General features: G+C 59.3%; 9 protein-coding genes, 3 pseudogenes and 1 riboswitch. Of the genes and pseudogenes, 5 read left to right on the top strand and 7 right to left on the bottom strand.

Features of this window, described 5'->3' with window-relative positions:
• Positions 1-231: 231 nt before the first annotated feature.
• The 4 genes and pseudogenes from AB4N42_RS21155 to AB4N42_RS21170 all read right to left on the bottom strand — a co-directional run bounded on the left by AB4N42_RS21155 (position 232) and on the right by AB4N42_RS21170 (position 7,411).
• Positions 232-2,202, bottom strand: a complete 1,971-nt coding sequence (locus tag AB4N42_RS21155; RefSeq protein ID WP_460115279.1) for a hypothetical protein — start codon at positions 2,200-2,202, stop codon at positions 232-234.
• A 103-nt stretch (positions 2,203-2,305) separates the two neighbouring features.
• Positions 2,306-4,267 (bottom strand): hypothetical protein, encoded by a 1,962-nt coding sequence (locus AB4N42_RS21160; protein ID WP_431145694.1) that lies wholly within the window; start codon positions 4,265-4,267, stop codon positions 2,306-2,308.
• Between the two features lie 295 nt (positions 4,268-4,562).
• A pseudogene (locus AB4N42_RS21165) lies at positions 4,563-5,745 on the bottom strand (pyridoxal phosphate-dependent aminotransferase).
• Positions 5,746-5,785: 40 nt separating this feature from the next.
• Positions 5,786-7,411 (bottom strand): methyl-accepting chemotaxis protein, encoded by a 1,626-nt coding sequence (locus AB4N42_RS21170; RefSeq protein WP_460115280.1) that lies wholly within the window; start codon positions 7,409-7,411, stop codon positions 5,786-5,788.
• Positions 7,412-7,576: 165 nt separating this feature from the next.
• A riboswitch (cobalamin riboswitch) is annotated at positions 7,577-7,797 on the top strand.
• Between the two features lie 98 nt (positions 7,798-7,895).
• Here AB4N42_RS21170 and AB4N42_RS21175 point away from each other — a divergent pair.
• The 4 genes from AB4N42_RS21175 to cobM all read left to right on the top strand — a co-directional run bounded on the left by AB4N42_RS21175 (position 7,896) and on the right by cobM (position 10,005).
• Positions 7,896-8,084, top strand: a complete 189-nt coding sequence (locus tag AB4N42_RS21175; RefSeq protein WP_030137974.1) for a CbtB domain-containing protein — start codon at positions 7,896-7,898, stop codon at positions 8,082-8,084.
• Between the two features lie 11 nt (positions 8,085-8,095).
• Complete coding sequence (locus AB4N42_RS21180) at positions 8,096-8,791, top strand: CbtA family protein (RefSeq protein ID WP_460115281.1); 696 nt, start codon at positions 8,096-8,098, stop codon at positions 8,789-8,791.
• A complete protein-coding gene (locus AB4N42_RS21185) occupies positions 8,788-9,192 on the top strand; it encodes a cobalamin biosynthesis protein (protein ID WP_323155392.1) in 405 nt (134 codons plus the stop codon). Before AB4N42_RS21180 ends, AB4N42_RS21185 begins: the two co-directional genes overlap by 4 nt.
• Positions 9,193-9,258: 66 nt before the next feature.
• Positions 9,259-10,005, top strand: a complete 747-nt coding sequence (gene cobM, locus AB4N42_RS21190; protein ID WP_460115282.1) for a precorrin-4 C(11)-methyltransferase — start codon at positions 9,259-9,261, stop codon at positions 10,003-10,005.
• A gap of 299 nt (positions 10,006-10,304) precedes the next feature.
• Here cobM and nfuA read toward each other — a convergent pair whose 3' ends face one another.
• Complete coding sequence (gene nfuA / locus AB4N42_RS21195; RefSeq protein ID WP_003182850.1) at positions 10,305-10,889, bottom strand: Fe-S biogenesis protein NfuA; 585 nt, start codon at positions 10,887-10,889, stop codon at positions 10,305-10,307.
• A 116-nt stretch (positions 10,890-11,005) separates the two neighbouring features.
• Positions 11,006-13,298 (bottom strand): annotated as a pseudogene (locus tag AB4N42_RS21200) (fatty acid cis/trans isomerase).
• Between the two features lie 155 nt (positions 13,299-13,453).
• Between AB4N42_RS21200 and metH the strand changes: the two are divergent.
• Positions 13,454-17,165 (top strand): annotated as a pseudogene (gene metH, locus AB4N42_RS21205) (methionine synthase).
• A gap of 74 nt (positions 17,166-17,239) precedes the next feature.
• Here metH and AB4N42_RS21210 read toward each other — a convergent pair.
• A complete protein-coding gene (locus tag AB4N42_RS21210) occupies positions 17,240-24,121 on the bottom strand; it encodes an NEL-type E3 ubiquitin ligase domain-containing protein (protein ID WP_460115283.1) in 6,882 nt (2,293 codons plus the stop codon).
• Positions 24,122-24,130: the final 9 nt, after the last annotated feature.

Raw genomic sequence — 24,130 nt, forward strand, 5'->3', positions numbered from 1 at the left:
GAAGTAAGAGTGAAGGTGCACTTCCTCACGACTCAGCCGCAATCAAAGTGCAAGGCGGCCGCAGGATACTCAAAGAACCACGCATAGCATGTAGGAAAAATCCCAAATAGCACCTAGAAAAATCCCATAAACTTACACCAATAGAATTTTCCGATCTCTTGGAGAAATAACAACGTAAAGGAAAAAAATTTTTCCTTTACGCCTCTTCACCTTTATCGGGACCAAGGAATATCAAGGATTTATCGGGCACAGACCTGCAGCATCCACCGAAGCGGCACGTATCGAAAACGTGCCTGACAATGTCGACGTGCCGACTACCACCGAATAGTCAACCTTCAATGCCCCCCTGCGTCCTAGGAAATCGTCAAAATAATTGGCCCTGGGCCCAACCAACTCAATAAAGCCGTCATCTACTTGTGATTGGCTCAGTGAAGAAATCGTCGTTGTCCAAGCCGTTCCCACTTCATTGCCCAGGACAGGTGGAAACACATCATATCCTTGTACCGTAATGGCCATTGACTGGCCCGCCGACAGCCTTGGATTCGGTGGAATATGCAACCGCAAGTTAGCGTCTGGACCGATCCAAGACGAACAGTTGATCCACCATGTGGTGCCACCTACAAACTGAGCATCAGGGAATTCCGGCTCGGCCAGTCTGATAGGTACGGCTTCCTCTACATTCACCTCCGTAGGAGGAGAAGGGGTAGGGTTGTTATCGCCGACTACGCCCACTTCGTACCACACATCAATCAGCACGCCCGGTACCTTCTCGATCTCACTCCAAGGCACATTGAACACGAGAGGATTACCTGGGGCCGGCACGGGAGTTACTTCAGCTACGAAATCGGGTAGATCTCCCCAGTACAGTCTCGCCCAGTCAACACCGACAAGCCCCATGGGTACCGAAATAGTCGCCGTTGCAGGCAGCCCTTTGTCGCTTTCCACCAGCTTATTATTTTCTGGCGCTGTGCCACCGCCTCGGACAAGCACCGCCGGCAGAATACCTGGCTTGATAAGCTGAGATAGATCGACATTGATATCCAGCGGGCTGTCAGCATCATACCTGTGTGGGCCTCGCTGGATCTGATAAGTCACTGCCGTCGGCTTTTCTCCCGTAGTGCTACCATAATCCGGTTCGATCAGTTCAGAATCGCTTACATCAATGATCATTGGGTCTGTTGGATTATCTCCAACTCTGTAGGGAGTACTGGCCTTATAGGCGCCCCACGTCAGGTAAATACGATCGTTCTTTCCGTGATTCGTATAGCGCGGTACCAATGCCCGGACGCCTGCTTTAACGTCGGCCAAATCAATCAATGTCTTGGCATCTTCAGCCAATGGCACCCTCAGAGGACGGAACGGCCCAACAGGAAGGGGAAGGAGCAGTAAATGAGTTTCAAGCGGTACCGATTCTGGGCCGACATTACCCACAATATCTTTTAGTTTAAATTCGAAAGCAAGCTGACCATCGTCTTTCCCCGTGAAATATATAGTCGGAATAAAGATTGTCCGGTCGTTAGGAATCTCCTCATCAAAGACTTTGAACGAAACAAGGTCTTCTTTTAACAGGGCGTAAACCTCAATCTCGTCCTGGTTACGTTCGCCTGCGTAAGGAGGTACGATTAGCGGCACGCCTGTACTACTGACACTATCTAGGTATGCCTTTGTCAACCCGTCGTCTTTAGCGACCTGGTCTCTAAATTCCAACGGGAGGGTAGAAGATTGATTGTCATTTGGCGGAGTCTTATCGATAACGAATTCCGCTATATCAGAATCTGTGGTGCTCCCCGAGGGGATTTCTACACTGTATTTCAACTCGTACGTCCCTTCCTCTGCAAAAGCCGAAGCACTCACAGTGGTCGGATAGGGAAAGTCACCAGGTTGAAATGGCCCGGGGATCGGATGCATATCCGTAGGAACACCCCAATCGGAGCTCCCTTTGCGCCTGACGAAGATCCTGAGCGTATCTGTCTCGCCCAGTTCGGCTTGCTCTGGCCATTCAGGGACCTCTAGATCAAGATCAGTCTCCTGCAGTGCCCGAGGCACATAGTTTTTGTATTCGGGAAATGCTGGAAAGTAGTTCGGAACAATTATCGGATCCAAGGGATCAGCTAGTTGGTCGGCCCTCTCCTGTAAATACCAAGTCGTGTAGGCCTGACGAGCCTGCGCGGAGGTCAATACAAATTTCTTCTGGTCATTCATCTTCTCAGCTCCGGTAGATATCAGTTAGACACACCCATGAACAGACAAACACTTACAACTTATTACTTCCCAGCGAGCCCGACATCAAACAGTCTTCAGTCCTTCAGCCCTCATGTCTTGAGGCAGCACACTGTTCCTCCGAAACGGTTTCAACAATCTTCAAATTCTCCGGTGCCGGAGAAGTGCCAAATTGTCCGTCCGTTTTGCTCAGTGTGTAATAAGTGCCCCACGATCCTCTCGACACCGGTTTTATGTGCGGATCAAAGGGCAAGATCCAGACATCGATAAACCCGTCACGAATATGCTCAGGTCTTATCTCTTCTGGAAATTCACCATAAGTTTCGTCAATAGGATCGGCAGAATTGAATGCTCGATAACCTTGCCAAAACACCCTGACTTCGTCGCTTGCTGCAAAATGACCACTGTCGAATTTTATGCGAACCCGAATCCCTTCCCATGGTTTATCTTCACAACCGATATAACCAAAACCATCCGCATCCTCAAAAACCGGCGCTGGCAAATCATCAATGGTAGTGACCTGAACGCGCACATAAGTATTTTCGGATTGCTGTTCGTTAACGCCGTTGCTGGTTGTGTAGTACACCGGCAATCTCGCGTTGTTAGGCTCCGTATCAATCACATCCCAAGATACGGCGGAGAACAAAACTTCCGCGCCTTCGACATCGCCGGCCCGCACGGTATAGGTGGCGACGGCCCCGCTGTATTGCCCCCAGTAGAGCTCGAGCATCTCTCCGGGACTCGGCGCCTGATAAAGTTTTAGCTTCGGAATGACCGGAGAGGTCCTGTCACCGGGCAACAACACATTGGGCACGCCCGAACCACCCACAATATCAATGAGCGGTAAAAGCGGGTTGAGCAACGCCGGTGCATTGGGATGGTCCTGACCGGCAACCGTGAAATTGATGCTGATATCAGCTTCTTCCGAAGCACGCGAACTACCACCACGAATGAAGTTGTAGCCCACCTTGACGACCGAGGGGCCTGGTCCATTGGCGATCAAAAAAATCCATGGCACCGGTATGTTCAACGGAAGAACAGCGTTGCGCCGGGGCAGCCGAATACCGTCCCAAACGAGTTCTATCTGGTCACTGGGTAGCAATGGAGGGGGAATATTTTCAACGACTGCCTGCACTTGCGCTCGCGCATCGGCCCGGTGTACGAGGTTGTCATCGTCATGCAGCGGCACAGTGGGTGGCGGAAGTCGGCCAGGCCAAGGTATGAGTGAAACGGTGCCGGTGGCTGGCTTCGAATAGGTCAGCGTTTCGTTTCCGGCACGGTCCCGAATTTTATAAAAAGCATGGAAGGTTCCATTTTGGTTCGGCGCACGAATGTCGTCGCCCATCAAATCCACACGAATGTCTCCGGCATCAATCTCCGCCTGAAGAACCGTTTTTGGTGTGACAAACGTCTCGGTGGGCGGGTTCGTTTGCGACCAGAACAACTCAAGCACATCGCCGTCCGCCGCGCCGGTATAAGTGGGCGACGGAAGGCGAAACTCGACCTTGTCATTGTTGTTCAGAAGATACTCTTCGGTAATGATGTTCCCAGGCAAGTTACTGGGAAACAGCAACACCTCAAGTTGTTTATCGTAACTGGGCGGTTCGGTATCCACTGTCACAAAGCGATGTTCAGAAGGCGCCCCATTACCAGCACCCTCTATGACAACTTCGTACCATATTTCGAAACGCCCATCGGGCTGGAGCAAGTTCCTCGGTACGGCAAGAGGAAGGGGAAACATATCCTCTGTAATGGGGCCTTTCACGGGGAGTGTTTGAACGGGCGCGCCCGTCCTATTAATGGGACGCTCCCAATAAAGTTCGATAATGTCTTCTTCACCCGCAATCGCATATTCGGGCCATCGCTCAGGCACATAGACAGGCAACGGTTGATTTTGTGACCCTGTGGGAAGCAGCCCTTCTGGGTCACTGTCTTCAATAATCAAGGGAATCGATAATTTCTTCAGCTCAGCCAATATTGGACCTCGTTTGCGCATCAAAGGCCCTTCTCTTTCACCTGAGTCTTTGTTCTCTTTCGATTCGCTCACTTTCCACTCCAAACTCGCGACATTGAGGTTATTTGCGCCGCGCTGATGATGCGTAGTGCATTCCGGGTCTACACAACAGAACGCAAGTGAACCTATTCGACTCTCTATCCAATCGATTGAATACTGTCAGAGTTGACAGGTGCGGATACCGTCCGTCGTTTTAACAGGCAGCGAACGGCAATATTTCAATTCTGTAAATGAACGCGCCTTGCACGCGAACATCGCTCTTTCTGGATCGGGCGCTCTTTTTGAATACGCTACGCTGGTGTGTGTGTGTGTAGACCGTTGTAGAACTTCAGCGCACTTGTAAGGACTGAACGGCACACGAGGCAATCCGCCGGCGACGCCTCCGCCAGCTTCACCTGATCGACCACCAACCCAATCCGAATATGCCCCGCCGCACTCGGCCCAAACGCCTCCCCCGCCAACACCGACACGGCGTACCCGTCCAGCAGCCGCTCGGCAAACGCCTGGGCCGCCAGGCCGGTCTCGCATACGTCGACCATTACGAACATGCCGCCATCGGGTCGTACAGGTTTGAGCCCCGGACACTTCGCAAGCGCCTCGCATACCAGATCCCGACGTTGGCGATATTCCTCGCGCATCCGCGCCACTTCAGGCAAATCCCGCTCCAGCGCAACCTGAGCGGCACGCTGGACGAAATCCGGCAAACCAAACAGCATGCACAGCGACAGGTTGGATAGATGTTCAGCCAGGGGTTCGGGACCGATCGCCCAGCCGATGCGCCAGCCGGTCATGGCGTGGGACTTGGACAGGCTGTTGATGGTCACGGTGCGCTCGGCCATTCTCGACAGGCCCGCCGGGCTGATGTGCTCACCTTCGTACAGCAAGTCGCTGTAGACCTCGTCGCTGATCAGCCAGAGGTCATGGTCGATGCACAGGTGCGCGAGTGCTTGCCAGGTCGGCAGCGCCAGGCTGGCGCCGGAGGGGTTGTTCGGGCTGTTGAGGAGCATGGCGCGGGTGCGTGGGGTAATCAGCCGGGCGACGTCGTTCGGCTGGACGCGGAAGCCGTTTTCCGGCGTCACCGCCACCGGAACCACTTTCGCTCCGCACGCGCCGAATACCGCTTCGTAGGTGACGTACATCGGCTCGGCGACGATCACTTCATCGCCAGGGTCGAGCAAGCATTGCGCGACGGCATAGACCGCGCATTGGGCACCGGGCAGCACCGTGACGTGCTCGGCGCCGACCGGTTGGCCGCAGCGCTGTTGATGCCGTCGGGCGATGCTTGCGCGCAACGAGTGCAGGCCCCGCGTATCCGAATAGTGCGTATCGCCCGCCCGCAGGCTGGCGACGGCAGCCTCGACAATAGCGGGCGGGGTGTCGAAATCCGGATCGCCCACCGAGAGCAACAGGACTTCCCTGCCCTCCTCGCGCATGGCCAGCGCCCGGTCGTGAATGTCCCAGGCGGCAGCGCCGTCACCGGTGATGCGTTGGGTCAAGGCTGAAAAGCGCATGGAATCTCCTGTGAGCGCGGTGTCCAGCCTCAACCCTATATCAAATCACGAAACGCGCCACCGCCGCATTCAACCCCACCGCCAGGCGCGACAGCTCATGGGTGGCGTCGCTGGTCTGTTGCGCGCCGCTGGCCGACTGGGTGGCCAGGTCGCGGATGTTCATCAGGTTGCGGTCCACTTCTCGCGAGACCTGGGCCTGTTCTTCAGACGCACTGGCGATGACCAGGTTGCGCTCGTTGATCTGGTGGATCGACTGAGTGATCTGCTCCAGCGCCACGCCGGCGGCCCGGGCCAGTTCCAAGGTGCTTTGGGTGCGCTGGTTGCTTTGCTGCATCGACTGCACGGCCTGGCCGGTGCCGTTCTGGATGCCGGCAACCATTTTTTCGATTTCCTGGGTTGATTGCGCAGTGCGATGGGCCAAGGCGCGGACTTCATCGGCCACCACCGCGAAACCCCGCCCGGCCTCGCCGGCGCGGGCGGCTTCGATGGCGGCGTTGAGGGCCAGCAGGTTGGTCTGTTCGGCGATGGCGCGGATCACGTCCAGCACCTTGCCAATGTCGCGGCCCTGGATTGCCAAGCCTTCAATCATCGAGGCGGTGGCTTGCACGTCGTGGGTCATGGTCTGGATCGCGTCGACGGTTTCCACTACCCGTGTGCGCCCCTCCTGGGCGGCCTGGGTCGACTGGTTCGACGCTTCGGAAGTCGACACGGCGTTGCGGGCGACTTCTTCGACGGCGGCGGTCATCTCATTGACGGCGGTGGCCGCTTGCTCGATCTCATTGTGCTGCTGTTGCAAACCCCGGGAAGATTCCTGGGTGACGGCGCTCAGCTCTTCGGCGGCGGCGCCCAGCTGGGTGGCGGAGCCGGCGATCTGCTCGATGGTCTGGCGCAGGCTGCCCTGCATCGCGCCGAGGGCCTGGAGTAACCGGGCGGGTTCGTCCTTGCCCTCGTCGGTGATAACGGTGACCAGATTGCCTCCGGCAATGGTCCGTGCTGCTTCGAGGGCCCGATTCAGGGGCGTGACGATGCTGCGGGTCAGCAGCAGGGCCAGCAGCACGGTGGCCAGCGCGGCGATGATCGAGACGACGAGAATGCCAGTGATGGCGCTGTTGTAATAGGCGCCGGCCTGGTCCGACGCTTCATGCCCCTCCGCCACGCTCATTGCAATGAGCTTGTTGAGTTGCTCGCCCATCTGGTCAGTGCCTTCCTTGATCCGTGTGTTGATGAGGCTGCGCAACGCGTCGGCCTTGTCTTGTCGGGATAGATCCAGCATTTCCTTCTGGGCCTGGAGGTAGTTTTCCAGGGTTTTCGAAAAGACTTTATACAGCTCAGCTTCATCTGGCTCGGCGGGCAGCGCTGCATAGGCTGCATTCGCCTTGTTGAGTTTTTCCACCAGCACGCCGATGCGGGTCTCGGCCTCGCTGAGGCTGGCGGGGTCGCGGTTGACCAGGATGCGAAATGAAAGAATGCGCATGCGCAGCACGTTTTCAAGGACATTGGCCAGGTGACCGACGGCGGGTAACTGGGTCTGCTCCATGTCCACCGACGCCTGGCGAATGACGGACATGCGATTGGCGGCGAACACGCCGAGCACAACGACCAATAGCGCAATGACGGCAAAGCCGAGAAAGGCTCGGGGGGCGATATTCAAGCTACGTAGGGACATGGGAAGACCTCGGTGGTGGGTCGAGCGTCCATGCCGCTGAGCGTATCGATTGGGATAATTATGTGTACGCCTACCGGGTTATCGGCTGGGCTTGAGGCTTTTTGCAGGAGGACGATGAAATATATTCCCGGAGTGTTCAATTGACGCCCCGCCCTCGCCCATGGTCTCCTGTGCGCCAGTTTGGGTGCCCTTCACAGGGTGAAACGGGAAACCGGTGAATCGTGTGCTTTACTTCAAGGCCACGTCAGTCCGGTGCTGCCCCCGCAACGGTAAGCGAGTGAAGCGTCGAATCCACTGTGCATGCGCATGGGAAGGTGACGCTTGCAGGCACGGCTCAAGCCCTGTCCCTCGTGAGCCCGGAGACCGGCCCATGACTCATTTTCAACAAACCCGCGGTGGGCGGGCGCTGTTCGAATCCCGGCGAGCCTTTGCCCGGGTTTTCATTGCGCTCGATCCGCCCGCTGACAGACCAGAGGGAAGCGCCATGTCGACCATCAGCAGCACCGCCCGCTCCACCAGCAGCACCGTTACCCTGAGCCAGCGCCTGAGCGCGGCGGTCCTCGCCTCGATCCTCGGCGCGGGCCTGGTCTATTTCGCCGGTTTCTCCCACATCGAAGCAGTGCACAACGCAGCCCATGACACACGGCACAGCGCCGCGTTCCCGTGCCACTGAGTGCTGCCGACATGATCAAGCGTATCGCGCAAACCGCTGGTTTCAGCGGGCTACTGGCCGCCCTGCTGCTGACTCTGCTGCAAAGTTTCTGGGTGTCGCCGCTGATTCTCCAGGCGGAGACTTTCGAGAAGGCCCCGGCGACCGAGGTCCATGAACATGCCGCTGGGGCTGCACATAGCCATGACGCCGAAGCCTGGGAACCGGAAGACGGCTGGCAGCGTGTACTGTCCACGACGGGCGGCAATCTGGTGGTCGCGGTGGGTTTTGCGCTGATGCTGGCGGGCCTGTACACCTTGCGTGCACCGACGCGGACGTCCCAGGGCTTGCTTTGGGGACTGGCCGGTTATGCGACTTTCGTGCTGGCGCCGACTCTCGGCCTGCCACCGGAATTACCCGGCACGGCAGCGGCGGATCTGGCCCAGCGGCAAATGTGGTGGATCGGCACGGCGGCGTCCACGGCAGTGGGCATCGCACTGATTGCATTCGGTCGGCATTGGCTGTTGAAGTTGCTGGGCCTCGCCATCCTGGTGACGCCTCATGTAATCGGCGCGCCCCAGCCCGAAGTGCATTCGATGCTGGCTCCCGAGGCGCTGGAAAGTGAGTTCAAGCTCGCCTCGCAATTGACCAATGTTGCATTCTGGCTGGCCTTGGGCCTGATCAGCGCCTGGCTGTTTCGCCGGAGCGCCCAGGCCCACCACGACGCATGAACGGCAGGCCGATCCTGGTGGTCGGCCTCGGCTGCCAGCGCGGTTGCCCGGCCAGTGTATTGCGGGCGCTGCTTGACCAGACTTTGCAGGCCCACGGCATCACGCTTGATCAGGTACGGGCGTTGGCCAGCATCGAGCTCAAGCGTGACGAACCTGGGCTGTTGGAACTGGCGGCGCAATTGTCACTGCCGCTGACGTGTTTCACTGCCGAGGAGCTGGCAGGCTATCAAGCACGGCTCAGTCATCTGTCCGAGATTGCCTTTGAGCGTACGGGCTGCCACGGCGTCGCCGAAAGCGCCGCCCTCGCGCTGGCCGATCGATGGGGTTCTTCCCCCGCGAGTTTACTGGTTACCCGCCAGAAGGCTGCACAAGCCACGCTGGCATTGGCGACGGCTTCGTAACACTCGATAATCGCCGCTGGAATCATGAGCGCTGCTCATGCACCCCCACTCAACAGGAAACCGGTCATGACCGTCTTCTTCATCGGTGCCGGCCCCGGCGATCCGGAACTGATCACCGTCAAGGGTCAGCGGCTGATTCGCAGTTGCGCCGTGATTATCTATGCAGGATCCCTCGTTCCGGCAGCCGTGCTGGACGGCCACTGCGCCGAACAAGTGATCAACAGTGCCGAGCTGCATCTGGAACAGATTATCGAGCTGATCAAAGACGCCCATCTCAAGGGGCACGACGTGGCCCGTGTGCATTCCGGCGACCCAAGCCTTTACGGCGCCATCGGCGAGCAGATCCGCTGTCTGCGCGAACTGGACATTCCTTTCGAAATCATCCCCGGCGTAACCGCCACGTCAGCCTGCGCCGCCCTGCTCGGTGCCGAGTTGACCTTGCCCGACGTGTCCCAGAGCGTGATCCTGACCCGTTACGCGGACAAAACCGCCATGCCCACGGGAGAAGAGCTGGCCAGCCTGGCGCAACACGGGGCGACCATGGCGATCCACTTGGGGGTCAACCACCTGGAAAAAATAGTCGACGAGCTACTGCCCCACTACGGCGCGGATTGTCCGATTGCGGTGATTCACCGGGCGACGTGGCCGGATCAGGATTGGGTGGTGGGGACGCTGGAGGACATCGCCGGGAAGGTACAGGCCAAGGGCTTCAGGCGTACGGCATTGATCCTGGTGGGAAGGGTATTGGGCAATGATGTATTCAGCGAATCATCGCTGTACCGCGCCGGGCATGCGCATCTCTACAGGCCCTGACCTGTCGGCACACCCGGATCCCTTGTGGGAGCGAGCCTGCTCCGGGCGGCGATCCGACGAAGGCGGTGGATCAGCCAGTAATGATGTCGGATGGGCTGGCCCCTTCGCGGGTAAACCCGCTCCCACAGGAATCGCAGAGGCTGTTGTGGCGAGGGAGCTTGCTCCCGCTGGACCGCGAAGCGGTCCCCAGGCGACTCACGCGTCCATCACGGAAGACGTGCGGGTTGCCTTGCGATTGCTACGCAATCGAGCGGGAGCAAGCTCCCTCGCCACAGTGTTTTGCGCGCAGCGAACACCTATCAGTAGTAGGCGTTTTCTTTCTGCGTGTGGTCGGTCACGTCGCGCACGCCCTTGAGTTCCGGAATGCGCTCGAGCAAGGTGCGCTCGATGCCTTCCTTCAAAGTCACGTCGGCCTGGCCGCAGCCCTGGCAGCCGCCGCCGAACTGGAGCACGGCGATGCCATCTTCCACCACGTCGATCAGCGATACCTGGCCGCCGTGGCTGGCCAGCCCCGGGTTGATCTCGGTTTGCAGGTAATAGTTGATGCGCTCGTTGACCGGGCTGTCGGCGTTGACCATCGGCACTTTCGCGTTCGGCGCCTTGATGGTCAGCTGGCCGCCCATGCGGTCAGTGGCATAGTCGACCACCGCATCGTCCAGGAAAGCTTCGCTGAACGAGTCGATGTACGCGGTGAAGCTCTTGAGCCCCAGCGCGGTGTCTTCGGGTTTTTCTTCCCCCGGCTTGCAGTAGGCGATGCAAGTTTCAGCATACTGGGTGCCGGGCTGGGTGATGAAGATGCGGATCCCGATACCTGGGGTGTTCTGCTTGGACAGCAGGTCGGCCAGGTAATCGTGGGCGGCATCGGTAATGGTAATGGCGGTCATGGAAACTCCTCGCAGGCTTGCCGAGCAGTTTACGCCAATCATCGCGCCGGACAAAGTCCTAGTATTTTTGTCAGGAAAGCAGCCGACGGCGCAAGGGCACGCCGTCGAGTACTTATTCAGAGATTCTGGTAGCGATTCATGTCCAGCACGCCCGCTTCCATGGGGTCGGTCTCTTGAATGTATCGGCTCAAGTCGTGGAAATACTGCCAGAACTGCGGGTGACTGCGCCGAATCCCCCAGCGCTCGACAATCCGCTCGAACGCCGCCGCATCCGGCGCGCTTTCCATGGCATCGACGAACACCGGCACCTGCCCGGCGGGGATGTTGAAAATGAAATTCGGATAGCTGCCGAGCACGCCCGGGTAGACCGTCAGCGTGTCCAGCCCCGGCTGGTAACGGCTTTCTTCGCCGAGCAGGAACGCCACGTTGCTGTGGGCACGGTTGCGCAGCAGGCTGTAGACCTCACGGCGACCGCCAGCGGTTTCGACGCGCAGCATCGTCGCTTCCGGCAATTGGTCGATGACCCTGAGGCCCGCCGCCGGGCGCGACACCAAGCGACTTAACGCCTGCTCGGCGTTTTGCAGCGCCGGGTCGATGTTCGGCCGCGAACAGTAGGCGCCTTCGCAGCGGTTGATCGGATCGGGACGGGCGTTCAGCTCACCGTAGCGGGCCAGCAACTGCTGGGCAAAGTCGCCTTTGGGATCTTTCTCGTCGAGCTTGAGCGCCGTCGGCTTGTCGTCGTCGATGGCCTCGTAATCGAGCCACATCTTGAATTTGCCGCCGGCCTGGTACCAGTCGTCGAGGTAACCCTCGCGGGAATCGGCCGGCATCAGCCGCAGGAAATTCTGCTCCGCGCCGTTGCGGATCAGGTCGAAATACAACCGGGTCTGGGCCTGGTGGGAGACGTTGCCGAACACGTCGAAATTCACCGCCAATTGATAATAGGTGCGCTCCAGCAGCGGGAAGTCGAACAGCCACATCGTCTGCGGCACCTCCCCTATCAACCCTTTGGTCACCGAAGCACTGTCGAAATGCCGGAAGATGCTCAACAGCGCATTGTCATTGCCCGCCCACAGCGTCGACCAGCTCGGCGCCGAGCAGCTCGGCGTAACTGTCGCGGCGCAGGGCTTCGTATTCGTTGCGCTTGTCCCGGTAGTCGAGCCACAGGCTGACGACGCTGCCTACGTCATCGTTCTGCCCCGGCATCGCCAACAGCGGCGTGGCCTGGCCGCGATAGTTCGGGTCGGTGATGTAGAGGTCGTGCTCGGGGGCCTGGAACAGCGCCCAGAAGTTATCTCGGATCACGTCCGTGGCGATCTGGCCACGGCACACGGGACCGCGAATAAAGGTACGCACGAAATACTCGGCGTTATCGAGCATGAACTGGTAGCGGGCCTGGGCCGGGATCGCTTCGAACGTGGAAAACGGGTTGGCCCGGCGCTCCGGCCCATAACCCGGCAATGCGCTGACCTGCCAGTTGCCGCTGTAGAACAGGCTCTTGATCCGCGCCATTTTCGCCGCGCTCAAGCCGTAGGTGATGTGGGTCTTATGCACGATCACCCCTTGCACCGGCCAGAGCCGGTAATAAATGCGGGTGCCGGGGTCGTCGTTGGGACGGCGGGTATTGATCAGGTCGATCGGCTGGCCAGTGGGCGTGCGCGAACGCACCCACTGGAAGAAATGTCCCGGCTCGCCGCCCTTGAAATAGATATGCGCCAGGAACCAGTGCTCGAACAGCCAGCGCCCCACCAGGCTTTCCCGCGCGCCGGGCGCGTTGAGCAGGTTTTCCCACTGCACCACTTGCAAGGCTTCGGCGGCGCTTGGCGCCAAGGCCTGCTGGTCGATGGGGGCACCCGCGGCCAGCCAGCGCTGGAGCGTCTGGTACTGCTGGTCGGTCAGGCCAGTGACCGCCAGGGGCATGCCTTCCTTGGGGTGAGTGGCCGCATATTCGTTGAATTGCTCCGGCATCGGGCAACTGTTGTCGCGACTCAAGCCCAGCACGATGTCTTCCGGCAATTTGGCGTTGGGCTGCAAGGGCGTGCGGTGTCCGAGCTCCAGCATGCGAGCCATCAATGCGGCCTGGCTGCCCTGGGCATCGATCACCGAATAAAAACCCTTGCGCTGCCAGGCTCGCTGGCCGGAGGCGTCATAGAACAAGCGGGTCGGGTCGGCGGCCTGGCGGCGCTCGCCGTCGTAGACCGGCACTTTGCTCGCGCCCCGAAGCGCGCCCTCGCCACTGCCAAGGTTCAACTGGCAGGCGGAGTCGTAGCAGGCATGGCAGGCCACGCACTTTTCCGTGAAGATCGGCTGGATGTCGCGGGTGTAGGAAATCGCGGGAGTGGGATTCCCGGCGGCTGCAGTAAAAGACAACAGCAGCAACAGACTGCCGAATAAGACGCGGTACGGCATGTCTCGGTCCCTAAGAGATAATCCGGCGATTCTACCGGGCCAGCATCGCCTTGCAAACATGAGCGACATTCATGCAAAAGCCCACCATGCTCAAATCCTGCACAGGTTTGCTATCATTCCAGCCTTCGTAATGGTCTTTATTTCCAGGTAGTCCTATGTCCGATCGCAGCGCTCGCCTCTATCTTCTCCAGCAAGCCCTCAAGGAACGCATCCTGATCCTCGACGGCGGCATGGGCACGATGATCCAGAGCTATAAGCTGGAAGAACAGGACTATCGCGGCAAACGCTTCGCCGACTGGCCGAGCGACGTCAAGGGCAACAACGATTTGCTCGTGCTGACTCGCCCCGACGTGATCGGTGCCATTGAGAAGGCCTACCTGGATGCCGGCGCCGACATCCTCGAAACCAACACTTTCAACGCCACCCAGGTGTCCCAGGCCGACTACGGCATGCAGGGCCTGGCCTACGAGCTGAACCTGGAAGGCGCACGCCTGGCCCGCAAAGTGGCCGACGCCAAGACCCTGGAAACCCCGGACAAGCCGCGCTTCGTCGCCGGCGTGCTCGGCCCGACCAGCCGCACCTGCTCGCTGTCACCGGACGTGAACAATCCCGGCTACCGCAACGTGACCTTCGATGAGCTGGTGGAGAACTACACCGAAGCCACCAAAGGCCTGATCGAAGGCGGCGCCGACCTGATCCTGATCGAGACCATCTTCGATACGCTGAACGCCAAGGCCGCGATTTTTGCCGTGCAAGGCGTCTACGAAGAACTGGGCGTCGAGCTGCCGATCATGATTTCCGGCACCATCACCGACGCCTCCGGCCGCACCCTCTCAGGCCAGACCACCGAAGCCTTCTGGAACTCGGTGGCCCACGCCAAGCCGATCTCGGTCGGCTTGAACTGCGCCCTCGGCGCCAGCGAATTGCGTCCGTACCTGGAAGAACTCTCGAACAAGGCCAGCACCCACGTATCGGCCCACCCCAACGCCGGCCTGCCCAACGAATTCGGTGAATACGATGAATTGCCGGTGGACACCGCCAAGGTCATCGAAGAATTCGCCCAGAGCGGTTTCCTGAACATCGTCGGCGGCTGCTGCGGCACCACCCCGGCGCACATCGAGGCCATCGCCAAGGCCGTGGCCGGCTATGCGCCGCGGCAGATTCCGGAAATCCCACGGGCGTGCCGCCTGTCAGGCCTGGAACCGTTCACCATCGATCGCAGCTCGCTGTTCGTCAACGTCGGCGAGCGGACCAACATCACCGGTTCCGCCAAGTTCGCCCGGCTGATCCGCGAGGACAACTACACCGAAGCCCTGGAAGTCGCCCTGCAACAAGTCGAGGCCGGCGCCCAGGTGATCGACATCAACATGGACGAGGGCATGCTCGATTCGAAGAAGGCCATGGTGACCTTCCTCAATCTGATTGCCGGCGAACCGGACATTTCCCGGGTGCCGATCATGATCGACTCCTCCAAGTGGGAAGTGATCGAAGCCGGCCTCAAGTGCATCCAGGGCAAGGGCATCGTCAACTCCATCAGCATGAAGGAAGGCGTCGAGCAGTTCATCCACCACGCCAAGCTGTGCAAGCGCTACGGCGCCGCCGTGGTGGTGATGGCGTTCGACGAAGCTGGCCAGGCCGACACCGAGGCGCGCAAGAAGGAAATCTGCAAGCGCTCCTACGACATCCTGGTCAACGAAGTCGGCTTCCCGCCGGAAGACATCATCTTCGACCCGAACATCTTCGCCGTCGCCACAGGTATTGAAGAGCACAACAACTATGCCGTGGATTTCATCAATGCCTGCGCCTACATCCGCGACGAACTGCCCTACGCGCTGACCTCCGGCGGCGTGTCCAACGTGTCGTTCTCGTTCCGCGGCAACAACCCGGTGCGCGAGGCGATCCACTCGGTGTTCCTGCTGTACGCGATCCGCGCAGGCCTGACCATGGGCATCGTCAACGCCGGCCAACTGGAAATCTACGACCAGATCCCGGTGGAACTGCGCGACGCGGTGGAAGACGTGATCCTCAACCGCACCCCCGAGGGCACCGACGCCCTGCTCGCCATCGCCGACAAATACAAGGGCGACGGCAGCGTCAAGGAAGCGGAAACCGAGGAATGGCGTGGCTGGGAAGTGAACAAGCGCCTGGAGCACGCGCTGGTCAAGGGCATCACCACCCACATCGTCGAGGACACCGAGGAATCGCGGCTGTCGTTCACCCGTCCGATCGAGGTCATCGAAGGCCCGCTGATGGCCGGCATGAACATCGTTGGCGACCTGTTTGGCGCCGGCAAGATGTTCCTGCCGCAAGTGGTCAAGTCCGCCCGCGTGATGAAGCAGGCGGTGGCGCACCTGATCCCGTTCATCGAGGCGGAAAAAGGCGACAAGCCGGAAGCCAAGGGCAAGATCCTCATGGCCACGGTCAAGGGCGACGTGCATGACATCGGCAAGAACATCGTCGGCGTAGTGCTCGGTTGCAACGGCTATGACATCGTCGACTTGGGTGTGATGGTGCCGAACGGAGAAAATCCTCCAGGTGGCCAAGGAACAGAAGTGCGACATCATCGGCCTGTCCGGCCTGATCACCCCGTCCCTGGACGAGATGGTGCACGTGGCGCGGGAGATGCAGCGCCAGGACTTCCACCTGCCGTTGATGATCGGCGGTGCTACGACCTCCAAGGCCCATACGGCGGTGAAGATCGAGCCCAAGTACAGCAACGACGCGGTGATCTACGTCACCGACGCCTCCCGCGCCGTGGGCGTGGCGACCCAGTTGCTGTCCAAGGAGCTGAAGCCGGCGTTCGTCGAGAAAACCCGCCAGGACTACATCGAGGTGCGCGAGCGCACTTCGAACCGCAGCGCCCGCACCGAACGCCTGAGCTACCCGGCGGCCGTGGCGAAGAAGCCGCAGTTCGACTGGAGCAGCTACCAGCCGGTCAAGCCGACCTTCACTGGCGCACGGGTGCTGGACGACATCGACTTGAACGTCCTCGCCGAATACATCGACTGGACACCGTTCTTCATTTCCTGGGACCTGGCCGGCAAATACCCGCGCATCCTCACCGACGAAGTGGTCGGCGAAGCGGCCACCGCGCTGTACGCCGACGCCCGGGCGATGCTGCGCAAGCTGATCGACGAAAAGCTTATCAGCGCCCGCGCCGTGTTTGGCTTCTGGCCGGCCAACCAGGTGCATGACGACGACCTGGAAGTCTATGGCGACGACGGCAAGCCACTGGCACGCCTGCATCACCTGCGCCAGCAGATCATCAAGACCGACGGCAAGCCGAACTTCTCCCTGGCCGACTTCGTCGCGCCGAAGGACAGTGGCATCACCGATTACGTCGGCGGCTTCATCACCACCGCCGGCATCGGCGCCGAAGAAGTCGCCAAGGCGTATCAAGAAGCCGGCGACGACTACAACTCGATCATGGTGAAGGCCTTGGCCGACCGCTTGGCCGAAGCCTGCGCCGAATGGCTGCACCAGCAGGTGCGCAAGGAACACTGGGGCTACGCCAAGGACGAAAGCTTGGACAACGACGCGCTGATCAAGGAGCAGTACACCGGCATCCGCCCTGCCCCCGGCTACCCGGCCTGCCCGGATCACACCGAGAAAGCCACCCTGTTCCGTCTGCTCGATCCCGAGGCCAGTGAAATGAAAGCCGGGCGCAGCGGCGTGTTCCTTACCGAGCACTACGCCATGTTCCCGGCAGCGGCGGTCAGCGGCTGGTACTTCGCCCATCCCCAGGCGCAGTATTTTGCCGTGGGCAAGATCGACAAGGATCAGGTGCAAAGTTATACCGCGCGCAAAGGGCAGGATCTCAGCGTGACGGAGCGTTGGTTGGCGCCGAACCTGGGTTACGACAACTGAACGAAAAAAACGCGAACCGACCTGTCGACGAAGCGGGCATCGACAGGTCGGCATTCGCAGTCCGCAGCGATGGATCAGTTGCGGCGTGACGGCCCTGGTTGAGGCGACTGATTACCGGATGGCTCCGTCCCAGCGGCGACGTTCTGCAAGTCACTCACCTCTGTTCGCGTCAGTTCCACCAGTTTCTGAGTGCGCAAGGCATCGATCGCTCTGCCCTGCGCAGTGAGTTGCAGGTTGTATTGCTCCGTATCGACCGTGCCCTCGGCCCTGCGGTCCTCCAATTCATCCAAAAGCTCATGGCGCCTATTGGCGACCGCATCGGTGATATCACTCATGAGTTCCGGATGCCGCTCCTGTAGGTAGGTCGTCCAGTAATCACGCGTTGTCATGCTCACCAATAGCGCATCGCTGCGCTCTGCCTCAAGAATCGAGTGACGCGTGCGCGCCGCCAGTTCTCCCGTGATCGGTGCGCCGAAAGCCATATGCGTAGGCTGCCCAGGCAAATCGATGCCATCGCCCCACCCACTCGTCAGGCCAATGCGGTATCGCAGGCGCACTTCCGCCCGATCCCTGCCTTGACCTGCCGCTTCGGCCAACGTCTCGACCCGCTCCAGCCGGAACAACTGCCGCGACAAGCGCAGCAACGCCTGGCCCTTGAGCATCGGACGATCCAGCGGAATGTCGCGCAAAGCCTGAAAGACAAACACACGCACTTCCAGCTCGCTGAACGTCAGGATGCGGCCATCGATGCACGTACCGTGGGTTTCGGCTTCACGAAACAACAACTGCCGCAACTCGCTGTTTTCGCTGGCTGCCTCCATGACGTTCCATACCCGTCGCGTCAGTTCTGCTCGGTTGAATTTGAAATCGAACGTGTCTGACAACAGCGCAAGCAGTTGGAAGAAACGTTCATGGTCGTTTTCTTCGGCCAACTGCGTCCAGATCCTTTTCCGAGTCGTGACCTGTTCACTGTTCGCCCCCACCAGCCAGGGTGCGAGGGCCTCGACCGATGCGTCGCCCGAAGGATTGAAGAGCGGTTCGACCGGAGCGACAGCGGCGTGGTTATCGTTACGGATATTACCGCCCGCGCCGCCATCGGAGTCGTCATCAACATCGGAAGTGTCGCCTTGCGGCGACTCTGACATGTCGATAAAGCTATCAATATCGCTTCGAGAAAAGCCCATCACTTCTTCAATGTCACCCGACTCGAGGTAATCCCTGAGTTCATAGAACGTGTCGAGTGACAGCTCTTCGTTTTCGGTTAGGTCCATTCCGTCCACGAGTCTCTCGTGGTTGCCATCCAGCAACCCGGCCGGAAGATCCGTAAGCTCGTTACCGCTCAGGTTCAGGGCCCCTAGTTCTTGCGCATCCAACAAATGGCTGGGCCAGTTCTCTATCTCGTTATTGCTGAGATCCAGCACTTGGATCTGGCCAAAATCGGGAGGATCGAACGTTACCAGTCTATTGAGGGAAAGGTTGAGCGAACGCAGGCGACCGTTGGTCAATAACGGGTAAGCCGCTGCCGGCGGCAAATTGTTATCGCCGAAATCCAGGTGCTCCAGGTGCGCCATTTCCAAGGCAGCCTCCGGAACGGCGGTCAATCCATTGCCGCCCAGGTCCAACCGCCCCAAATTGGGAAAAGCCGCCAAGAAACCGTTGGAACCTTGTTCAGTCAACAGGACGCCCGGAAGCTCCAGCGTTGTCACGCCAGGAAACGGCACCGTCAGCTCAGGCAAGTCACCCAACTGCAGACCATGCAGACTGAGCGTTTGCCCTGCTCCATCGTGGCGTATCAGTCTTTCTTGCCAAACCTTACGAATGCTGTTCGCCGCGAGCGCGCGGCTTTGCGCGGACACGGTGCCCCTGGTGACTTGTGCGTCTCGGATAAAGAGCCAATTATTCAGTCGACGAGTCAGCGAGACACACCCCTGATGCCACTGGTTGAGCTGGTCGTCGATTTGCGTCTCGGTCATCCCGTTTTCACGCCATTGCCCGAGCTTCCGGGCTGCCTGTTCCTGCGTCAAGAACGGATCCAGCCGCTGCAGGCGAAGCGTGCGTCCGGCATCCCCCTCGACGATTGCCGATTCCTCGGGAAGCCTTAATAGAAGGCGTGTCGTCGACCAGGCTGTTTCCGTCGGCGGGAACTGATCCGGTACAGGTTCTTTGGCAAATCGAGCCAATGCCCCGTGGAGGAGTCCTCTTGCATCTTCGACTCGCTGATAGGCCGCGCTCAAGGCTGCCTCGCCTTCAGGGCTGAAGGGGTTATCGGCCCAGTTGGTTTTCAGGATGAGGTCATCATTGGACAGTACGGATGGCGGAAGTGATCGAAGCCGGTTTTCCCGCAGGTCGAGCCAGGACAGTTGCTGCAGGTTTTCGGCGCCAGCTGGCCAAGCCCGCAATTGGGTGGCTTTGAGGTTCAAGGCCCGAAGCTGGGTCAAGGCAGTAACATCCAGGGTCTCGAGCGGGTTATTGGCCAGATTCAGTTGTTCAAGCCGCGTCAAGCCGTTGAATTGCGCCTGGACAATGGGATTGACGATGAGCTTGTTATTGCGCAGGTCGAGTTGCGTCAACGCTGGCAAATGTTCGGCGGCGAAAGGCAATTCGGCGAAACCGCTGTTGCCGATCTCCAGCGTTTGCGTACCACTGAATGCCCTGAAAAAGCTGCGCGCTTGCTCGGTTGAAACCTCCAACGATCCCAGGCGCAACGTATGCACATGGGAAAAACTGCCGGCTGGCAACGCCGGGAGCGATGTCATTTTTTTACCTGGAAGACTTGATCCGGAGGGGAGCAGTTGGAAGGTGGAGACCTCAGCCGTCGGCAAACCAAGGCGCTGGCGAACAGCGCCGCGCCAGCTGTCTCGCAACGCGCGAAGCAAGGACCCTGCCTTCACTCCTGAGGGCGCAAGCGTGGAATAAGGCAACTGTTCCAGTGCCTCCGGCTCGAAAAACTGCGCAAAGATGCCATCGTGCTCCGCCCTGATGGCTTCTAACGCGGTAAATCGCTCCTGCGGGGTGTATGAAGCACTGTCGAATCGCGCGGGCAGGCGCCCGACAAGATCGGGCTCCCCGACAATCATGCGCAATTGTCCGCGGCAGTACCCATCCACCATCTCGCTCAAGTCAACCAAATGGCCGAGCTCACCTGAGTAGCCGCTGACGTATCGGTAGGCACGCCCGAACGCCTCAGGCGCCAGCGCCGACCAATTCAGCGACAACCCGGCCCACAGCTTTTCGTGCCCTTGGAATATCGCGTCAGGCAGTGTACGTATCGATGTGCGCGCCAGGTCCAGGCGTTCGAGGTTCGGAAGACGCTGCACGTATTCCGGCCATCGCGACAGAACCTGCGGCGCGTCGATTTTCAACGTACGCAAACGGTCCAACGGGGTAAGGTCAAGATCATGCAACACGACCCGATCGAAACCCGAATATTCGATGTGCAAAGCCTCCAGTGAAGTCAGCGCAGTGAGCCTTGACGCAAAACTCCTGTCCAGGGCGAAAGCTGTGGTGGAGAAACGCAGGTCGGTAAGTCCCGGCATTTGACTCACCGCGTGCGGCAAGGTGGTCAACGGTTGTTGTCCAAGGAACAGATCGATGAAGCCGGCCTCTCTGACACCGATCGACAACTTCGTGAGCCCGGGAAAAAGCGTCAGGAAGGGGTCCGCATTGATGTCCGTCAGCCCGCCGCCAACCACCGACAGTTCACGCACATGGCCAAAGTTGGCGGTTATCGAGGGCAGCGGCACCTGACAGGAAAGCAACAGCCGCGTGCCTTCGGGGGACTCTTCCGCTAACGGACGATGGCGCCAGCTATCCCTGAGCGCTTGGGCAAACCTGAATTTGTGAGCATCGGTCGGGCTGCCCGGTGTCTCGTCCAGCCATTGTTGAAGCGTGCCATCGAGCGACTCCCATTCACGCTGGCGCGTTTGCAACTCCGAATAGACTTGCCGCTCTGACTTGCCCCGTTGCTGCCTGATGAACGCCTCGGCTTGCTGCTCGCTGGGATAAAGCGCCTCCACCCGCGCCTGAATGGAAGGATGCATCCCCTTGCCTCGACCGCTCGCGTAATACCCCTTGAGCGTCGCGCTCACTCGAACGGGTGGCTTGAAACGTCTGGCGCGGGGCTCAAGCAGCTGTGGCATATCCTTGCGATGCAGGTCTGCGTAATCGATGATCCTGCGTTGCAACTGGGCGTCTTGATTCTTCGCCAGCCCCAGCGCTGAAAGCACATCATCAGGCAACGCGTACAGGATCGAACGGTAGAAATCGTCGCCCTGCCGGGGCACGCTATCGACGACTTTCCCACGCTCATCGAGCGCTTGATAGTGAGGTCCGTTTTTGACCAAGGTTGTTTTCCGCGGCGCATGCTTGTCGCCGATACTGTCAAGCAATGCTCCGGCGCCGCTTCCCTCGCGCACTTCCAGACGCAGCGTATCCGGCCATGCCGACAATCTTTCCAGGGCATGCAATGCCAGGCGCCGGCTGTCGGCCGATGCCACATTCTCGCTGCGCAACCCCGCATATGCCCGAACCTGGCGTCCTTGTCGGGCATACCAGCGCGCCTCTTCGAGCATGTTCAACGGCGCGCGGCGCCTTGCGTCAAAGCGGGCGAGATCGGCAGCGCTTCCGTGGGCGATGACCTCTTGGGCGGCAGCCTCGCTAAGGCCAGGGCACTCCCGCTGCAAAATCCTGATACGACCGTCCGCAGGTTCCTCGCCCTTATAGATCCTTTCGAAAACCTGCTGCCGGGTCAGCTCTCTCAAACTTGCTGTGCCTTGCATCTGGTCAATCACCTGGGCGGCATCGGCGTCCGCCTTGAACAGGCGCATTGCATCCCTCAGCTCAGGAGGCGGCATCGAGTTGTCCATGTGCATTTTACGCAGCGTGTTGTCGCTGACGCCGCTGACGTCGGCGAGCCTGAGCAGCACGTCATCCGAAAACGCTGCGGTCTCATGGCCGATGCGCCTGAGCAGCGTCAAGCGATTCCAGGTCATTGGCCGCTCCAGCGAATGCCGCCAGGCTCCGGTGCCGTTATGCAGGAGGATGGGTTGATACGCTGAATTGTCTGTCGGATGCTTGATACGCCATTTGTGTATCGACGCATCGAAAAGCTGCTCGTAAACCTTTCCGCCCAGGCGGATGCAGGTCGTCCCACCGACTTCGTATTGTCCCAGTGCGTTCGGAGTGCTCGTATCGGGGAGCGTTACACTGCTTTCATAACGGCTCAGGTCCGGCTTCCACAGGCGGGTTTCGCCACTGGGCAACGTCACAGGCTCAAGGTGCTCGATCACCGGTTCAGGCTTGATGGCGGCCAGCTTGCCGACCCCGGCACCCACACCGGCCATCACGCCCATCAACGCCAGGTTTTCTGCGACATCTATCAAATGGGTCTTGGCGGCCCGTTTGTCACCCTCACCCCACTCGATCGCACCTTCAAGGGTTTCGTACAATAGCTGTCCCGCCATGACCACCATCATGACCTCGCCCAATACCGGAACGAACATGGACAACATATTTACGGCCGAGAGCCCTATTTGCAGTAGGTTGGCGAGTTTCTCTTGCCTCGTCTTGGCGTCGACATCCTCCGTGGGGACCGCATGACTGCGCGCATCGGCCAGCACTTTTTCACGGTGTCGCTCATAGAGGTACTGCCACGGATCCAGATTATCGGCCCACAACGTCCGGCCTTGCTGCGGTGTCGTCGAAGGGGCGACGTAGGGATCCGGTTCGCGCTTTGCCTTTGAACGATCGGGAGGGATAGCCGGGAGGCGGATCATCAACGAAGGGGGTATGAAGGGTTCGAAAATGCCCATCCATGGCGCAGGCAACTGGACGCTTGGTAAACCGCCCGCTTCCTGGACAAATTGGCTGAAGTAATAAGGTTGTTTGCCGTAGGGCACGAATCGACTGAAAAAGCGCTGATACGGTGTAGGCGCAATGTTTTGCGATTGCCCGGTATCCGGCGTGGTGAGCAATTGCTTGAAGCGCGCTTTCAGTTGGTTGACGTCGTAACGCTTCAGCGGATGCTCAGGGTCATGGGGCACATAGAGGATCACTTCATTGCTGTAGCGATGCATTTCACAAATCGTGAACGCGACACAGCCCACCAGTCTGAACCCCATCAGGGTCATGTCTTCGAACCAGACTGGCTTCCCACCTATCCGGGGGGCATATTCGCCGTTGATGACCGACAGAATCATTGCGTGATCCCTCGGCTCTATATCCTTTGCCAACAGCGCTTGCTCGGCTGCAGCCCTTATCGCAGCTTTCTGACTGGCAATGAAGTGCTGGCGAAACGTCGTTTCGGTCGTCGCATCAGCCGGGTAGAAAAAAGACTTGAGGTAGGCTTGGTATTTCGCACCGATATCCAAGGTGCGGCACAGCGTGAGGAATTGACCCACCGACACATTCAACGCCACGGGCGCGTAAGTACCAGGCGTGTGCGTCTCTACAACAAATCCTGACGTTGCATGATTGGCGTCATGCTCGCATTCCCAGCTTTCGAAGTTATGCAGCGCAACTTGCAGCAGGGGCAACCTGAACACTGTGAACGAAGAAATTTCCACCTTGATCACGGATATTTCCAACGGCCGTATCAGGTGCAGCAACGTCTTGTCGACGTCCACTTCTATCTTGAACCGATCCTTTAGTGCCTGGATCAACAGCGGCCTGGCAAATGTATCAATGTCCAGGAATGCCGACAGGGTTTTGTCCAATCGATTCTGCGCTGCGACACTTTGCTTGAAACAGGCATCCACGACCTTGCGCTGCTCTGGCGAAGCGTTCGCATACCAGGCCGGCATTTGCGTTCCGGCTTGCTTTATCGCCTGCCTGCGTTGCGTCGTAGCCTCGATGAGCCATGCAGGCATGGCCGCTTCCAGAAAGTCTGCATGCAGACTTTCCGTGGCCTGCGGTTTTGATCGTGTTGTTTCCGGGTTCTGCGTGGGATTGGGTGGCATACATCGCTC

Source organism: Pseudomonas sp. H2_D02 (genome assembly GCF_054677635.1).

Excerpts from the sequence above, each read along its gene's own strand:
- AB4N42_RS21155 (WP_460115279.1), bottom strand. The coding sequence starts at position 2,202 with ATGAATGACCAGAAGAAATTTGTATTGACCTCCGCGCAGGCTCGTCAG.
- AB4N42_RS21170 (WP_460115280.1), bottom strand. The coding sequence starts at position 7,411 with ATGTCCCTACGTAGCTTGAATATCGCCCCCCGAGCCTTTCTCGGCTTT.
- AB4N42_RS21175 (WP_030137974.1), top strand. The coding sequence starts at position 7,896 with ATGTCGACCATCAGCAGCACCGCCCGCTCCACCAGCAGCACCGTTACC.
- AB4N42_RS21180 (WP_460115281.1), top strand. The coding sequence starts at position 8,096 with ATGATCAAGCGTATCGCGCAAACCGCTGGTTTCAGCGGGCTACTGGCC.
- AB4N42_RS21185 (WP_323155392.1), top strand. The coding sequence starts at position 8,788 with ATGAACGGCAGGCCGATCCTGGTGGTCGGCCTCGGCTGCCAGCGCGGT.
- cobM (WP_460115282.1), top strand. The coding sequence starts at position 9,259 with ATGACCGTCTTCTTCATCGGTGCCGGCCCCGGCGATCCGGAACTGATC.
- nfuA (WP_003182850.1), bottom strand. The coding sequence starts at position 10,889 with ATGACCGCCATTACCATTACCGATGCCGCCCACGATTACCTGGCCGAC.
- AB4N42_RS21210 (WP_460115283.1), bottom strand. The coding sequence starts at position 24,121 with ATGCCACCCAATCCCACGCAGAACCCGGAAACAACACGATCAAAACCG.